The 13,950-nt window shown below is 60.3% G+C and carries 14 protein-coding genes; all 14 read left to right on the plus strand.

Annotated features, from left to right (window positions below; translation table 11 throughout):
• Positions 1 to 2 precede the first annotated feature (2 nt).
• The 14 genes from ACOQOY_RS00180 to ACOQOY_RS00245 all read left to right on the plus strand — a co-directional run bounded on the left by ACOQOY_RS00180 (position 3) and on the right by ACOQOY_RS00245 (position 13,905).
• Positions 3 to 992 (plus strand): AsnC family transcriptional regulator, encoded by a 990-nt coding sequence (locus ACOQOY_RS00180; RefSeq protein ID WP_420583476.1) that lies wholly within the window; start codon positions 3 to 5, stop codon positions 990 to 992.
• Positions 989 to 1,438, plus strand: a complete 450-nt coding sequence (locus tag ACOQOY_RS00185) for an Lrp/AsnC family transcriptional regulator (RefSeq protein WP_420583477.1) — start codon at positions 989 to 991, stop codon at positions 1,436 to 1,438. The genes ACOQOY_RS00180 and ACOQOY_RS00185 overlap by 4 nt, the downstream gene beginning before the upstream one ends.
• Positions 1,435 to 1,917 carry an Lrp/AsnC family transcriptional regulator gene (locus ACOQOY_RS00190; RefSeq protein ID WP_420583478.1) on the plus strand — a complete coding sequence of 161 codons (483 nt, stop codon included), beginning with the start codon at positions 1,435 to 1,437 and terminating at the stop codon, positions 1,915 to 1,917. Before ACOQOY_RS00185 ends, ACOQOY_RS00190 begins: the two co-directional genes overlap by 4 nt.
• Positions 1,918 to 1,920: 3 nt before the next feature.
• Positions 1,921 to 3,135: a heme d1 biosynthesis radical SAM protein NirJ gene (gene nirJ, locus ACOQOY_RS00195; RefSeq protein ID WP_420583479.1), complete on the plus strand. Its 1,215-nt coding sequence runs from the start codon at positions 1,921 to 1,923 to the stop codon at positions 3,133 to 3,135.
• Positions 3,110 to 4,660, plus strand: coding sequence for a cytochrome D1 domain-containing protein (locus ACOQOY_RS00200; protein WP_420583480.1), 1,551 nt, complete (start codon positions 3,110 to 3,112; stop codon positions 4,658 to 4,660). The genes nirJ and ACOQOY_RS00200 overlap by 26 nt, the downstream gene beginning before the upstream one ends.
• 52 nt (positions 4,661 to 4,712) lie before the next feature.
• Positions 4,713 to 4,880 carry a hypothetical protein gene (locus ACOQOY_RS00205; protein WP_420583481.1) on the plus strand — a complete coding sequence of 56 codons (168 nt, stop codon included), beginning with the start codon at positions 4,713 to 4,715 and terminating at the stop codon, positions 4,878 to 4,880.
• Between the two features lie 103 nt (positions 4,881 to 4,983).
• Positions 4,984 to 5,448 (plus strand): DUF2946 family protein, encoded by a 465-nt coding sequence (locus ACOQOY_RS00210; protein WP_420583482.1) that lies wholly within the window; start codon positions 4,984 to 4,986, stop codon positions 5,446 to 5,448.
• Between the two features lie 44 nt (positions 5,449 to 5,492).
• Positions 5,493 to 7,616 carry a 4Fe-4S binding protein gene (locus tag ACOQOY_RS00215; RefSeq protein ID WP_420583514.1) on the plus strand — a complete coding sequence of 708 codons (2,124 nt, stop codon included), beginning with the start codon at positions 5,493 to 5,495 and terminating at the stop codon, positions 7,614 to 7,616.
• A gap of 15 nt (positions 7,617 to 7,631) precedes the next feature.
• Positions 7,632 to 9,539: a TAT-dependent nitrous-oxide reductase gene (nosZ, locus tag ACOQOY_RS00220; protein ID WP_420583483.1), complete on the plus strand. Its 1,908-nt coding sequence runs from the start codon at positions 7,632 to 7,634 to the stop codon at positions 9,537 to 9,539.
• Positions 9,540 to 9,542: 3 nt separating this feature from the next.
• Positions 9,543 to 10,799: a nitrous oxide reductase family maturation protein NosD gene (locus ACOQOY_RS00225; protein WP_420583484.1), complete on the plus strand. Its 1,257-nt coding sequence runs from the start codon at positions 9,543 to 9,545 to the stop codon at positions 10,797 to 10,799.
• Positions 10,789 to 11,682, plus strand: coding sequence for an ABC transporter ATP-binding protein (locus ACOQOY_RS00230; protein ID WP_420583485.1), 894 nt, complete (start codon positions 10,789 to 10,791; stop codon positions 11,680 to 11,682). The genes ACOQOY_RS00225 and ACOQOY_RS00230 overlap by 11 nt, the downstream gene beginning before the upstream one ends.
• On the plus strand, positions 11,679 to 12,500 hold the full coding sequence (locus ACOQOY_RS00235; protein ID WP_420583486.1) for an ABC transporter permease: 822 nt from the start codon (positions 11,679 to 11,681) through the stop codon (positions 12,498 to 12,500). Before ACOQOY_RS00230 ends, ACOQOY_RS00235 begins: the two co-directional genes overlap by 4 nt.
• Entirely contained in the window at positions 12,497 to 13,012 is a 516-nt protein-coding gene (locus tag ACOQOY_RS00240; RefSeq protein WP_420583487.1) for a nitrous oxide reductase accessory protein NosL, read from the plus strand. Before ACOQOY_RS00235 ends, ACOQOY_RS00240 begins: the two co-directional genes overlap by 4 nt.
• Positions 13,009 to 13,905 (plus strand): FAD:protein FMN transferase, encoded by an 897-nt coding sequence (locus tag ACOQOY_RS00245; RefSeq protein WP_420583488.1) that lies wholly within the window; start codon positions 13,009 to 13,011, stop codon positions 13,903 to 13,905. Before ACOQOY_RS00240 ends, ACOQOY_RS00245 begins: the two co-directional genes overlap by 4 nt.
• The last annotated feature ends 45 nt before the right edge of the window (positions 13,906 to 13,950 follow it).

Raw genomic sequence — 13,950 nt, forward strand, 5'->3', positions numbered from 1 at the left:
AGATGGAGCATATCACCGACCCGATTGACCGACGCCTGCTGGACGACTTCCAGCGCGACTTTCCTGTAACCGAGCGTCCGTTTCAGATTCTGGCCGATGCGCTGGGGCTGGACGAAGCTGAGGTACTGGACCGCCTGACCCGAATGCGCGCCACCGGGCGGATCACACGTGTGGGCGCTACGATCGCGCCGGGCGCTGTATCCGCCAGCACTCTGGCCGCTGTCGCCGCCCCTGATGAGCGACTAGAAGAAATCGCGGCCCTGATCGACGCGGAACCCGGCGTGAACCACAATTATCAGCGCGAGGACGACTGGAATCTGTGGTTCGTCGCCACCGGTCCGGACCGCGCGCATGTGAACGACACACTGGCCCGTATCTCAAACCGCTCTGGTCTGCGCGTACTGGACCTTCGGCTTGTTCGCCCCTTCAACGTCGATCTGGGGTTCCGCATGTCAGGCAAATCCAGCAACGTCCCCGGCCCGCGTCGGGTGGATCGGGATGCCATGCAGGATGGCGACCGCTCGTTGTTGCAGGCACTTAGCTCGGGTCTACCGCTGGTCATTGATCCTTATGCTGCACTGGCCCGGTCATTGGATCGCGATGCAGAGCACGTGATGACTCGCATCGAAGCCTTGCATACTGCTGGTATCATCTCACGCCTGGGGGTGATCGTACGGCACCGCGCGCTGGGGTGGTCGGCAAATGCTATGGTCGTATGGGATTTGCCTGTCGAACAAATTTGCGCTGCTGGCAAAGCCCTGGCCGCCTATCCGGGTGTGACGCTGTGCTACGAACGCAACCCGGTCGAGGGGGTTTGGCCTTACCGTCTGTATTCGATGATCCACGCCCGTTCGCGCAAAGAAGCTCGGCAGACTCTGGCCGGTGCCGCCGCCCTGCCGGAACTGTTTGGAGCCAAGCACAAAGTATTGTTCTCGACCCGCTGTTTCAAACAGACCGGTGCTCTGATCCAACCGAAGGAGGCCGCCGCATGACGCTGGACGAGACCGACCGCGCAATCCTGAACCGGATGCAAGATGATCTGCCTTTGGTATCGCATCCCTACGCCGCGATTGCCGAGGAACTTGGCATCCCGGAAAATGAGCTGCTGAGCCGTCTTTCACGTATGAAGGATGAGCGTATCATCACCCGGTTCGGCCCGTTTTTCGACGCTGCTGCAATGGGCGGCGCGTTCTGTCTGTGTGCGATGGCCGTCCCGCCCGAAGATTTCGAAACCGTCCTGACCAAAGTCAATGCGCACCCCGAAGTTGCCCATAATTATGAACGCACGCACCGGCTGAACATGTGGTTCGTGCTGGCCACCGAAACGCCCGAGGGGATCGAGGCCACCGCCGATGTGATCGAACGGGAAACGGGGATACAGGTTCTCCGTTTCCCCAAACTACAGGAATTTTTCATCGGCTTCCGGGTGGCAGCATGATCGACGCGAAAGACAGAGAGATTATCGAGGCGTTGCAATGCGGCCTGCCGCTGATGGCAGCGCCCTATGCACAAGTCGCGGCTGATCTTGGAATTGACGAGGACGCCTTGTTGTTCCGTCTGGCCGACATGAAATCGCGCGGAGTGATCCGCCGCATCGCTGCCGCTCCGAACCACTACAAACTGGGCATGACATCTAATGGCATGACCGTTTGGGATGTTGAGGACGGGTGCGTCGCCGAACTGGGCGCACGTATCGGCGCGCTGCCCTTTGTCACCCATTGCTATGAACGCCCGCGCGCCCTGCCCGACTGGCCCTATAATCTTTTCGCCATGGTTCACGGCGCCGACCGGGACGAGGTCGAGGAAAAGCGCACACAGATCGCCGCCATTCTGGGCGATGCCTGCCGGGCCAAAGATATCCTCTATTCCACGCGCATTCTGAAAAAGACCGGGCTGCGCCTGAAAAAGAAAGGCTGAGATATGTTCCGCCTGACCGAATACATGCATCAACTCGTCACCCCGACCCCAGTGCGCAAACGCCGCCCCGGACCGGTGAAACCGGTGGTGATCTGGAACCTGACGCGGCGCTGCAATCTGAAATGTCGCCATTGCTACACCGTCTCGGCGGATGTTGCGTTCCCGGGTGAGCTCGGCCACGAGCAAGCCATGGTAACCCTTGAGGATCTGGGCCAGTTTCGCGTCCCGGCCCTGATCCTCTCGGGTGGGGAACCGCTGGACCGGTTCGATTTCTTCGACATTGCCAAACGCGCCCGCGATCTGGTGCCAATGCTGGCGCTGTCGACCAACGGCACGCGGATTTTCGACGAAACTGCTGACATGATCGCTGATGTGGGGTTCAACTATGTGGGCATCTCGCTGGACGGGATCGGAGCCACCAATGACTGGTTCCGAGGCGTCGAAGGCGCCTTTGCCGACGCCCTGCGTGGTGTTCGGGAATGCAAGAAACGCGGCATCAAAGTTGGTCTGCGGTTCTGCCTGACCGAAGGCACCCAGCATCACCTGCCCGACCTGCTGCAGCTGTGCGATGACGAGGGGGTGGACAAATTCTACCTGTCTCATCTGGTCTATGCCGGTCGCGGCGACAAGAACCGGGGCGAGGATGCCGAGCATCTGCGCACCCGCAAGGGGCTGGATCTGTTGCTGGAGCGCGCGTGGGAGGCGGCCTCGGGCGGACGTCCGCTGGATATCGTGACCGGCAACAATGATGCCGACGCCGGGTATTTCCTGAATTGGGTCCGAGCACATTTTGACGATGCCAAAGCCGCCCATGTGCGCGAACATCTCGCCGCCTGGGGAGGGAACTCCAGCGGGCTAGGCGTTGCCAATATCGACAATCTGGGGCGGGTGCATCCCGATACCTATTGGTCCGACTACACCGTCGGCAACGTGAAGACGCGGTCGTTTTCCGATCTTTGGACCAGCGACGATCCGATGCTGGCCATGTTGCGCACCCGACCACGGCCTTTGAAAGGCCGCTGCGGAGCGTGCCAGTTGAAGGATGTCTGCGGCGGCAACACCCGTATCCGGGCCTTACAACTGACCGGCGATCCATGGGCCGAAGACCCGGCCTGCTATCTGTCAAATCAAGAAATCGGCGTCGAAGATGCGGGTGAGCGCCTACAGGTCACGCCGTTCCGGGGGAAAAGCCATGATCCGGCGCATCAGTTCTTTTGATACTCTGAAAATCGGAACCTTTTGCGCGCTGTTGGCCGGGACCGCGTGGGCTGACGCACCGTCGGACTATGCCGAACACTGCGCCTCATGCCACGGCGAGAACCGCTTGGGCGGGGTTGGTCCTGCACTGATCCCCGAAACGCTGAAGCGGATGCGCGGGCCACGAGTGGCGGCGGTGATTGCCGAAGGGCGCACCGCGACGCAAATGCCTGCGTTCTCGCATGAGTTGGACGCGTTGCAGATCGAGGAACTGGCGGGCTGGCTGAAATCTCCGCTGGAGACCGACCCGGAATGGGGCGAGGCCGATATCATGGCCAGCCGCATTCTAGACGAGGACTACTCCCCGGTAGATGCGCCCGTCTGGGACAGCGACCCGATGAACATCACGCTGGCGGTTGAGACCGGCGACCACCATGTCAGCGTTCTGGATGGTGACACGTTCGAGGTACTGGACCGGTTCGAGACCCCGTTTGCCGTCCATGGCGGGCCGAAGTTCAGCCCCGATGGCCGCTATGTTTTTATCATGTCGCGCGATGGCTGGGTGCAGAAATACGACATCTGGGCGCTTAAACAGGTAGGCCGTGTGCGCGCGGGCCTGAACAGCCGCAATATCGCCATGTCGGCGGATGGAAAGTGGGTGGCCGTGGCGAATTATCTGCCGAACTCATTGACGCTGCTTTCGACCGACGACCTGTCCGTTGCCAAAGTCATCGAGGTCAAAAGCAAGAAAGGCGTGCCCAGCCGGGTTTCCGCCGTCTATCAGGCTCCGCCGCGCGAAAGCTTTGTTCTGGCGCTGAAAGACGTGCCCGAGATTTGGGAGGTTTTCTACGGGTCCAACCCGCCGCAATTCGGGCTGGGGCATGACTTCCGCATTGAAGGCCAATTCAAGAACCCCGATCCCTTCCCGGTGCGCAAGATCACCACGCCCGACTACCTGGACGATTTCTTTTTCGACCAGAGCTATGAATACGTCATGGGCGCCTCTCGCGATGGCAAAGGCGGGCAGGTTATCGATCTGGTGATTGGCCACAAGGTCGCCGATCTGGACCTGCCGGGTATGCCGCATCTGGGTTCTGGCATTACGTGGAAGCATGGCGATACGACTGTAATGGCCACGCCGCATCTGACCGACGGCACCGTATCGGTGATCGACATGGAGACATGGGAAACCGTCAAGCGGATCAAGACCGAAGGACCCGGTTTCTTCATGCGCAGCCATGAGAATTCTCCTTATGTCTGGGCCGATGTGTTCTTTGGCCCGAACAAGGACGCGATGCATGTGATCGACAAGCAAAGCCTCGAAATCGTTAGAACTCTGCGCCCAGCACCCGGCAAAACCGTGGCGCATGTGGAATTCACCAAGGATGGCCGTCATGCGCTGGTTTCGATCTGGGAGGATGACGGCGCGGTGATCGTCTACGACGCGCAGACGCTGGAAGAGGTCCGCCGCCTGCCGATGCGCAAACCGTCTGGGAAGTACAATGTCTGGAACAAAATCACCTTCTCGGAAGGCACCAGCCACTGACGGCAGATGGCCGGTTTGGAAACTGGCTATTCTGCTTTATCCGGCGACGGCTTTGGCCGTTGCCATCAACCTGTTTCTGGCCGGACTGATCGCTCATGGCTTGGGGTTCGGCGTGATCGAACCCGTAACAGCACTGATCTGGTCAATCCCTCTGGGTGTCCCGGCAACCTGGCTGGCAGGGCGATGGTTGCGCGGGTTGATGGATGAGGCAGACAGTTGATTTTGCGGGAAAACTCAGAATTTTGCTGCACCTAACCTAAGTCAAGTAACGACTCGGTCGTTTCCCATAACACCAAGGCATAGCTTTCCGAGTCGGAGACTCCATGCCTGCCTTGATCCCTTTGCACAATCTCCCTGCCCGCGCCGTTCGCGCGGTGGCTGGGTTGGCGGGCATATTCCTTCTGTTGTTGCAGACCTTTGGACCGGCGCTGGCGAGTCCCGGTGAAAGTGTCTGGGTGGAGATCTGCTCGGAAGGCGGCGCGGTCTGGGTCGAGGTTGATCTTGAGGAGGATACCGACGACCCGACCGCGACCTGCCCGAAATGTGCCGATTGCGCGCTTTGCGCCATTACCAGCGCAGCCCCCGTGCCCGAGCTGGCGCGGATAGCGCAAATCGGAAACGTGCATATCGCGCAGGTTCAGAAAGTTAAGTCTTGCGCGGTGCACGGCTCTGATCAGTTGTGGCCCGAAACCCGAGGCCCCCCGCGAAGAACGCAAAAAGCAATTGAACGCGCCTTGCGCGCGCCCATGGCATCCACCTTAAATTTCGGAGGTGCGCCGTGGTCGTAAATCACGCATTCCAATTTCTGCTGGCCTTAGCCCTGTCCTGCCTGATGGCGATCAGTGCCCATGCCGACAGCCTTGCCAGCTTCCTACCCGAGATTGAACCCAACGATCTGGCCCCCGGTGCCGATGCCTTTGGCCCGGTCCGCGATGACGTGCCGGTTGCACCGGTCCTCAAGGGCGGTGAGACTGTTGCCTGGGCATTCCTGACTTCCGATTTTGTGGGCACCACCGGTTATTCCGGCAAACCCATCCACGTGGTCGCCGGCATCGATCATGATGCGGTGCTGACCGGTGTGAAGCTCGTCAAGCACTCAGAACCTATCGTTCTGATTGGTATCCCAAACGCGCGCATGGTCGAGCTGACCGAAGGCTACGCAGGTTTGGACCTGAAGGTAGAGGCCGAAACCGGTGGTGAGGGGCATGACCTCGACATCATCTCGGGTGCGACGGTCACGATCATGGTGATCGACGACAGCCTCGTGCGGGGCGGGATCAAAGTGGCCCGCGCGCTGGGGCTGGGCGGTTTGTCTCCGCTACAGGCTGACGGGCCAAAGCGCGAAGTCGATCTGGCACAGGACGCGGTCTATGACTGGACCACGCTGTCCGGCGACGGCTCGGTCCGGCGGCTGACGCTGGATATCGGACAGGTCAATGCCGCGTTCGAGGCCACGGGCGATCAGCGTGCGATCAAGCGGCCTGAGCCGGGCGAACCCGACGAGACGTTCATCGACATGCACATGGCGCTAGTCTCGGTGCCCTCAATCGGAAAGTCTCTGCTGGGTGAGGCCGAGTATCGGAACCTCGTGGATTGGCTGGACGAAGGCGAACAGGCCATTCTGGTGCTGGGTCGCGGAGCCTACAGCTTTAAGGGATCGGGCTATGTCCGAGGTGGTATTTTTGACCGGATTCAGCTGATCCAGGGTGACAGTTCGGTACGGTTCTTTGACAAGCAACAGCGCCGTCTGGGCGAGGTTGCCGCCCCGGATGCGCCCAGCTTCACCGAGCTGGATATCTTCAAAATCCCCGCCGATGCCGAGTTTGACCCGGCCGAGCCCTTCCGCCTGCAACTGCTGGTGCAACGCGCCGTGGGTGCGGTTGAAAAAACCTTTCTGACCTTCGATCTGGGTTACAAACTGCCAGAACACTACCTGCTGCCGGTCGCCACCCCTGTCGTGGTCGATGACGCCACCGGCGAGGCTGCCGCCAAAGCCGCCCTGTGGCAACGTATCTGGAATGACCGCGTGGTCGAGATCGTAGTCCTCGGCATCATGCTGCTGGTGCTGACCGCCACGTTCTTCTTCCAATTCCACGCCACGATGAACGCGCGTGTCTTCTACTGGTTCCGCATCGGCTTCCTGACCATGACGCTGTTCTTCATCGGCTGGTACGCCAATGCGCAGCTGAGCGTGGTGAACCTGATGGCGCTGGCGGGCAGTCTGCGCACCGGGTTCAGCTGGGACGCCTTCCTGCTCGATCCGCTGGTCTTTATCCAATGGTTCGCCGTCGCCGCCGCGCTGCTGTTCTGGGGACGCGGAGCCTATTGCGGCTGGCTGTGCCCGTTCGGTGCCTTGCAGGAACTGACCAACAAGATCGCGCGCGCGCTGAAAGTCCCGCAATGGACCCTGCCCTGGGGCCTGAACGAACGCCTCTGGCCTGCGAAATACATGATCTTCCTCGTGCTCTTCGGCATCAGCTTTGTCTCGATCCCGCTGGCCGAGAAATATGCCGAGATCGAGCCGTTCAAGACCGCGATCATCCTGAAATTCATGCGCGACTGGCCGTTTGTGGTCTTTGCGCTGACCCTGCTGGGGATCGGGCTGTTCATCGAACGGTTCTACTGCCGCTACCTCTGCCCGCTGGGCGGAGCGCTGGCGATCCCCGCCCGTATCCGCATGTTCGACTGGCTGCGCCGCTACAAGGATTGCGGCACCCCCTGTCAGACCTGCGCCAACGAATGCCCCGTTCAGGCGATCCACCCTACCGGTGAGATCAATCCGAACGAGTGCGTCACCTGCCTGCATTGTCAGGTGCTCTACCAGTCCGAGGACAAATGTCCTGTCGTTATCCGCCAGCTGAAACGGCGGGCCAAGACAGGGTCGGTCCAGATGAAGACCCCTCTCGGACAACCACCGGCGAACCATCCAAACGCCAAACCGCAATCCGTTTCCTAAAAAGGAGGAACGATCATGTCGGACAATGAAAACAAACTGAACATCACACGCCGCGGGATGCTGGGCGCAACCGCCACCGGCGCGGTGATTGCCGGGACCGGTCTGGGCTCGACCCTGATGACCGCGCGCGAAGCTAGTGCTGCTGCGAATGCGCATCTGGAACCGGGTGAACTGGACGAATATTACGGCTTCTGGTCCTCGGGCCAGACCGGTGAGCTGCGTATTCTCGGTGTGCCGTCCATGCGCGAACTGATGCGCGTTCCGGTGTTCAACCGCTGCTCGGCCACCGGTTGGGGCCAGACCAATGAATCGCTGAAAATCCTGACCGAGGGCCTGCTGCCCGAAACCAAGGAATATCTGGCCGCAAACGGCAAGGTCACTTACGACAACGGCGACCTGCACCACCCGCATATGTCCTTCACCGATGGCACCTATGATGGCCGCTATCTGTTCATGAACGACAAGGCCAACACCCGCGTGGCCCGCGTGCGCTGCGACGTGATGAAATGCGACAAGATCATCGAGATCCCGAACGCGCATGACATCCACGGTCTGCGCCCGCAGAAATACCCGCGCACCGGTTACATCTTCGCCAATGGCGAACACGAGGCACCGCTGGTCAATGACGGCCAGATCCTCGACGATCCGTCGCAATATGTGAACATCTTCACCGCCATTGACGGTGATACGATGGAAATCGCGTGGCAGGTGATGGTCTCGGGCAACCTCGACAACACGGATTGCGACTATCAGGGCAAATACGCCTTTTCGACCTCGTATAACTCGGAAATGGGCATGAACCTGGCCGAGATGACCGAGAACGAGCTGGACCATGTGGTCGTGTTCAACCTCAAAGGCATCGAAGAGGCTGTGGCCGCCGGGAACTATCAGGAACTGAACGGCGTCAAAGTTGTGGACGGCCGCAAAGAGGCCGGCGGCAACCTGACCCGCTATATCCCGATCCCGAACTCGCCGCACGGTGTGAACGCCGCGCCCGACAAGAAACACATCATGATCAACGGGAAACTATCGCCAACCGTTTCAGTGATCGATGTGGAAAAAGTCGATGCGCTGTTTGCCGACAACGCCGATCCGCGCTCGACCATCGTTGCTGAACCGCAGCTGGGCCTTGGTCCGCTTCACACCGCGTTTGACGGCAAGGGCAATGCCTTCACCACGCTGTTCTTGGACAGCCAGGTTGTGAAGTGGGACATCGCCAAAGCCATCGAAGCCTATGGCGGTGCGGACGTTGATCCGATCCTTGACAAGGTGGATGTGCAATATCAGCCGGGCCACAACTCGACCTCGATGGGTGAGACCGCTGAGGCCGATGGCAAGTGGCTGATTTCGATGAACAAGTTCTCGAAAGACCGCTTCCTGAATGTGGGTCCGCTGAAGCCTGAAAACGAGCAGCTGATCGACATCTCGGGTGACAAGATGAAGGTGGTCCATGACGGCCCGACCTTTGCCGAGCCGCACGACTCGATCCTTGTTCACCGGTCCAAGGTGAACCCGGTCAACGTGTGGGATCGCAACGACCCGATGTGGGAAGACGCGCGCAAACAGGCCGAGGCTGACGGTGTCGATCTGGATTACGGTGCCGAAGAGCCGATCCGGGATGGCAACAAGGTTCGCGTCTACATGACTTCGGTCGCGCCTGTGTTCAGCATGGAGAAATTCACCGTCAAACAGGGTGACGAGGTGACCATCTATGTCACCAACCTCGATGACGTGGATGACGTGACCCACGGGCTGTGCCTGTCGAACTTTGGCATCGCGATGGAGATCGGGCCGCAGGCGACCGCCTCGGTCACGTTCATTGCCGACCGTCCGGGCGTGCACTGGTACTATTGCCAGTGGTTCTGCCACGCGCTGCACATGGAAATGCGCGGCCGGATGTTTGTTGAACCGCGGAGCGCATAAGCCATGCGTTGGTCCTTGCTCATACCGCTCCTGCTCGGCTCGCCCCTTTGGGCGGCGGATTGGGATGTGCCCAACCGGGCGGGGGCCATCAACGAGATACTGGCACAGGCGGCGGATGGAGACACCCTCCGCCTGAGCCCCGGTGTTTACGCCGAAACGCTGGTATTGGACCGGCCCATCACAATTGATGGGCTGGGACAGGCCACGATTGACGGACAAGGCGAGGGCAGCGTCATCACCGTGACCGGGCCGGGCGTGACCGTGCGCAGGCTGACAGTGATCGGCTCGGGCTCGGACCATGACGGGATCGACAGTGGCATCCAACTGACCAAGACGGCCCACGCGCCGGTGGTCGAGGACAACGTGCTTCTTGGCAATCTCTATGGCATCGACATTCACGGTGCCAAAGACAGCATCGTGCGGCGCAATCGGATCGAAGGGCGGCAGGACCGCCACATGAACGCGCGCGGCAATGGTGTCTATGTCTGGAACGCGCCGGGTGCGCGGGTCGAATCGAATGATATTCGGTATGGGCGCGACGGGATCTTTGTGAACTCGTCCAAGAAGAACACATTCACCGGCAACCTGTTCCGCGATCTGCGTTTTGCCGTGCATTACATGTATGCCGACAACTCGGTCGTCAGTGACAATGTCTCGATCGGTAACGATCTGGGCTATGCGGTGATGTTTACGACCAATGTGACCGTGGCCAACAATGTCTCGATCGGTGATCGCGAACATGGCGTGATGCTGAACTATGCCAACAAGAGCGTCATCACCGGCAATGTTGTAAAAGGCGCGAAAGAGAAATGCACCTTCCTCTATAACTCGAACAAGAACGAGTTCACCGACAACTGGTTCCAGGGATGCGGTATCGGTATCCACTTTACCGCTGGGTCCGAGCGCAACCGGATCGTCGGCAATTCCTTTGTCGGCAACCGGACCCAAGTGAAATACGTCTCGACCAAATGGGTCGAGTGGTCCGAGGATGGCCGCGGAAACTATTGGTCCGATTTCGCCGCCTTTGATGTGGATGGTAACGGCATCGCCGACGCCCCCTATCGCCCCAATGACTCGATGGACCATGTGCTGTGGACCCAACCCGCAGCCAAATTGCTGCTCGGCTCTCCCGCCGTGCAGCTGGTGCGCTGGTCGCAATCGGCTTTCCCGGCCCTGCTGCCGGGCGGCGTGATGGACAGCAACCCATTGATGCAAGCCCCTGAACCCCCAGCTATGAAAAAGGTGCCTCATGACGGATAAGGCCCTGACGATAAACAACGTCTGCAAGAACCGAGGGAAAACCCGCGTTCTTGACGACATCACCCTATCTCTTGCCCCCGGACAGCGCGTCGCGCTGCTGGGCCACAACGGCGCAGGCAAGTCGACATTGATTAAATCCATCCTCGGCCTGACGCCGATTCGTGGCGGAGCCATTCGGATCGGAAATGCCACCCCCGGCAGCGCGCAGGCGCGGCGCGAGACGGCCTATCTGCCCGAAGCAGTGTCGTTTCACCCGGCCCTGACCGGGCGCGAGCAGTTGATGCTGTTTGCGAAATTGTCTGGCACGAAAGCCGACGTGCCGGGCTTGTTGGAACGCGTTGGCCTGAGCGATGCTTTGGACCGCCGGATCGGAGCCTATTCCAAGGGGATGCGCCAACGACTGGGTCTAGCTCAAGTGTTGCTGGGTCAGCCAACAGTGGCGCTGTTGGACGAGCCGACCAGCGGGTTAGACCCGATTTCCCGGCAGGATCTATATGCCATCATCGACGAACTGGCCGCGCAAGGCACCGCCGTTCTGATTGCCTCCCACGCCCTGACCGAAGTTGAGGCCCGTACCGACCGCATTGCCATCATGCGCAAGGGTCAGATGGTGGCCGACGACACGCTGACGAACCTGTCAGAACTGGCCGGTCTGCCGATCCGCCTGAAGGTCCGCGCCAGCGCCAATCCCGAGGCCTTGGCCGCCGAACTGGGCGGCAACCGGATCAACGGCGCATCGGTAGAACTGCTCTGCACCCCTGATGACAAGATGGAGGCCCTGCGCCGGATCGCAGGTATGGGCGACGCGGTGGCGGATGTCGAGATGACGCCACCGAAACTGGAAGACCTTTATCGCCACTACGCACAAGAGGAGATGCAATGACCCGCTTCCTCGCCATCACCCGCACAGAAATGCTGATCCTACGCCGCAATCGCTGGCTGCTGGTCGCCACACTGATCATGGTGCTGTTTGCACTGGCGCTGACATTCGCGGGCAGCGCCCCAACGGGCACGCTGGGCGTCGACATGCTGACCATCTCGGTCACCTCGATGACCACATTGTCGGTCTATCTGGCACCCTTGCTGGCGCTAATGATTTCCTTCGACGCCATCGCCGGAGACGTGGACCGAGGCAGCCTGTCGCTGCTGCTGTCCTACCCGGCCGGACGCGGAGAAATCCTGCTGGGCAAGTTCACCGCCCATCTGGCCGCTTTGGCCTTTGCCATGACGGTTGGGTTCGGGACCGCAGGCGCGGTGGCCGCCTTCTTTGGCGGTGCGGGGCCGGACAGCCTGATGGCGTTGGCCCGCCTCATCCTCACATCCATCCTGCTGGGCGCCGTCTTTCTGGCGCTGGGTTACCTGCTGTCCGCCCTGGCAAGGAGCGCCACGGCGGCCGCAGGTCTGTCGGCCGGGCTCTGGCTGGTTTTTGTCGTCCTCTATGATCTGGGCCTGTTGGGGGCCGTCGTCATGGATAAGGGTGGCAGCTTCACCCAATCCGTCTTTCCCTGGGTGATGGTCGCCAACCCGGCCGACGCATTCCGTCTGTGGAACATCGTCGCAACCGAAGGCGTCGCCATGGCATCCGGCATGACCGGGGCCGCGCAAGCCTTGCCCGTCTGGGCCGCGCCTGCCTCGCTGTTGATCTGGCCGGTGATCGCCTTCGCCCTCGCCCGCCTCGCCTTCCGGAGGGTTGAGCCATGAAACACCTTGCCCTGATCGCTCTGGTCGCGCTGGCGGCTTGCAAAGAAGAAGTGGCCGAGGCCCCCGATCCGGTCGACCTGACCCCGGACGCGCTGAGCTTCTTCTGTCAGATGAATATCGCCGAACACGGAGGACCAAAGGGACAAATCCATCTGGAGGGTTATCCCACTCCCCTGTTCTTTGCCCAGGTACGCGACATGGTGGCCTATCTCAAAAGCCCCGAACGTGATGCCAAGATCACCGCCGTTTACGTCAGTGACATGAGCGTCGCCCCCAGTTGGCTGCAACCGGGGATTTCCAACTGGATCGACGCGAACGATGCCAGCTTTGTGGTCGGTGCGAATGTTGCCGGTGGCATGGGCGCGCGCGAAGTGGTGCCCTTTGGCGATTCCGCTGCGGCCGAGGCGTTTATCGCCGATTATGGCGGCACGGCTCTGCCTCTGTCCGACATCCCCGATACCGAAGTTCTGGGCCCCGTCGATCTGGATCTGCAACTGGAGACCCCCGCATGATCGCCCTGACCCGCCGCCGTTTCCTGACCATCTCGGCTGCCTGCGCCGCGATTCCCGCTATCGCTGGGCCTGTCGCACATTGGCGCGGGATTGCATTGGGAGCTCCAGCCAGTTTGCGGCTTGAAGGTGTAACCGACACCGAAGCCGCCCCGATCTTTGCTTCGGTTGAAGCCGAGTTGGATCGGCTAGAGGCGATCTTCAGCCTGTATCGACCCGAGTCCGAATTGAGCCGCCTGAACGCTTCCGGACTGTTGAAACACCCTTCGCCCGAGCTGTTGAGCCTGCTCAGCCTCTGCGACGTTCTGCACGACGTATCGGAAGGCGCGTTTGATCCGACAATTCAGCCTTTGTGGAGCGCGCTCGTTAATGGAACTGGTGAATTGGGCCTGCAAACAGCCCAAGAAGCGGTTGGTTGGCAGAAGGTGTCAGTGACACGTGACGAAATCCGATTGCCTATTCCGGGTGTCGCCGCAGTAACTCTGAATGGCATCGCACAAGGAGAAATAACGGATCGCATCGCCAACCTGTTACGGTCGTTCGGTTTGCAGAATGTGTTGGTGAACATGGGCGAAATTGCCGGACTGGGCAACCGCACCGACGGCGCTGCTTGGCAGGTCGGACTGGCCGGCCCAAATGACGTTATGCTGAGCAGAATAGAATTGCACAACCGCGCTGTTGCCACTTCGGTACCCGGTGCGATGCTCCTGATGAACGGGTCAGGACATATCTTTGATCCAAGGTCCCGCTTGGTTTTTCACGACGCTATTTCAGTCTCTGCCCCAACTGCTGCGATGGCAGATGGGCTTTCCACTTCATTGTGCGTGACTCCATCCGAACGGGTCGACTTGGTGCTGTCCCAATTCCCGGACGCGAGTCTTGAACTGTTGGTCTGATTAGATGTGACAGCTGATCCCAAAAAGCGTCGCTTTCCCAACCGG

Source organism: Ruegeria sp., assembly GCF_965221235.1.
Lineage (GTDB): Bacteria > Pseudomonadota > Alphaproteobacteria > Rhodobacterales > Rhodobacteraceae > Ruegeria.

What these genes read in the sequence shown, in the direction of transcription:
- nosZ (WP_420583483.1), top strand. Translation starts at nt 7,632, where the DNA reads ATGTCGGACAATGAAAACAAACTGAACATCACACGCCGCGGGATGCTG.
- ACOQOY_RS00200 (WP_420583480.1), top strand. Translation starts at nt 3,110, where the DNA reads ATGATCCGGCGCATCAGTTCTTTTGATACTCTGAAAATCGGAACCTTT.
- ACOQOY_RS00185 (WP_420583477.1), top strand. Translation starts at nt 989, where the DNA reads ATGACGCTGGACGAGACCGACCGCGCAATCCTGAACCGGATGCAAGAT.
- ACOQOY_RS00245 (WP_420583488.1), top strand. Translation starts at nt 13,009, where the DNA reads ATGATCGCCCTGACCCGCCGCCGTTTCCTGACCATCTCGGCTGCCTGC.
- ACOQOY_RS00225 (WP_420583484.1), top strand. Translation starts at nt 9,543, where the DNA reads ATGCGTTGGTCCTTGCTCATACCGCTCCTGCTCGGCTCGCCCCTTTGG.
- ACOQOY_RS00190 (WP_420583478.1), top strand. Translation starts at nt 1,435, where the DNA reads ATGATCGACGCGAAAGACAGAGAGATTATCGAGGCGTTGCAATGCGGC.
- ACOQOY_RS00240 (WP_420583487.1), top strand. Translation starts at nt 12,497, where the DNA reads ATGAAACACCTTGCCCTGATCGCTCTGGTCGCGCTGGCGGCTTGCAAA.
- ACOQOY_RS00180 (WP_420583476.1), top strand. Translation starts at nt 3, where the DNA reads ATGGAGCATATCACCGACCCGATTGACCGACGCCTGCTGGACGACTTC.
- ACOQOY_RS00210 (WP_420583482.1), top strand. Translation starts at nt 4,984, where the DNA reads ATGCCTGCCTTGATCCCTTTGCACAATCTCCCTGCCCGCGCCGTTCGC.
- ACOQOY_RS00230 (WP_420583485.1), top strand. Translation starts at nt 10,789, where the DNA reads ATGACGGATAAGGCCCTGACGATAAACAACGTCTGCAAGAACCGAGGG.
- nirJ (WP_420583479.1), top strand. Translation starts at nt 1,921, where the DNA reads ATGTTCCGCCTGACCGAATACATGCATCAACTCGTCACCCCGACCCCA.
- ACOQOY_RS00215 (WP_420583514.1), top strand. Translation starts at nt 5,493, where the DNA reads ATGGCGATCAGTGCCCATGCCGACAGCCTTGCCAGCTTCCTACCCGAG.
- ACOQOY_RS00235 (WP_420583486.1), top strand. Translation starts at nt 11,679, where the DNA reads ATGACCCGCTTCCTCGCCATCACCCGCACAGAAATGCTGATCCTACGC.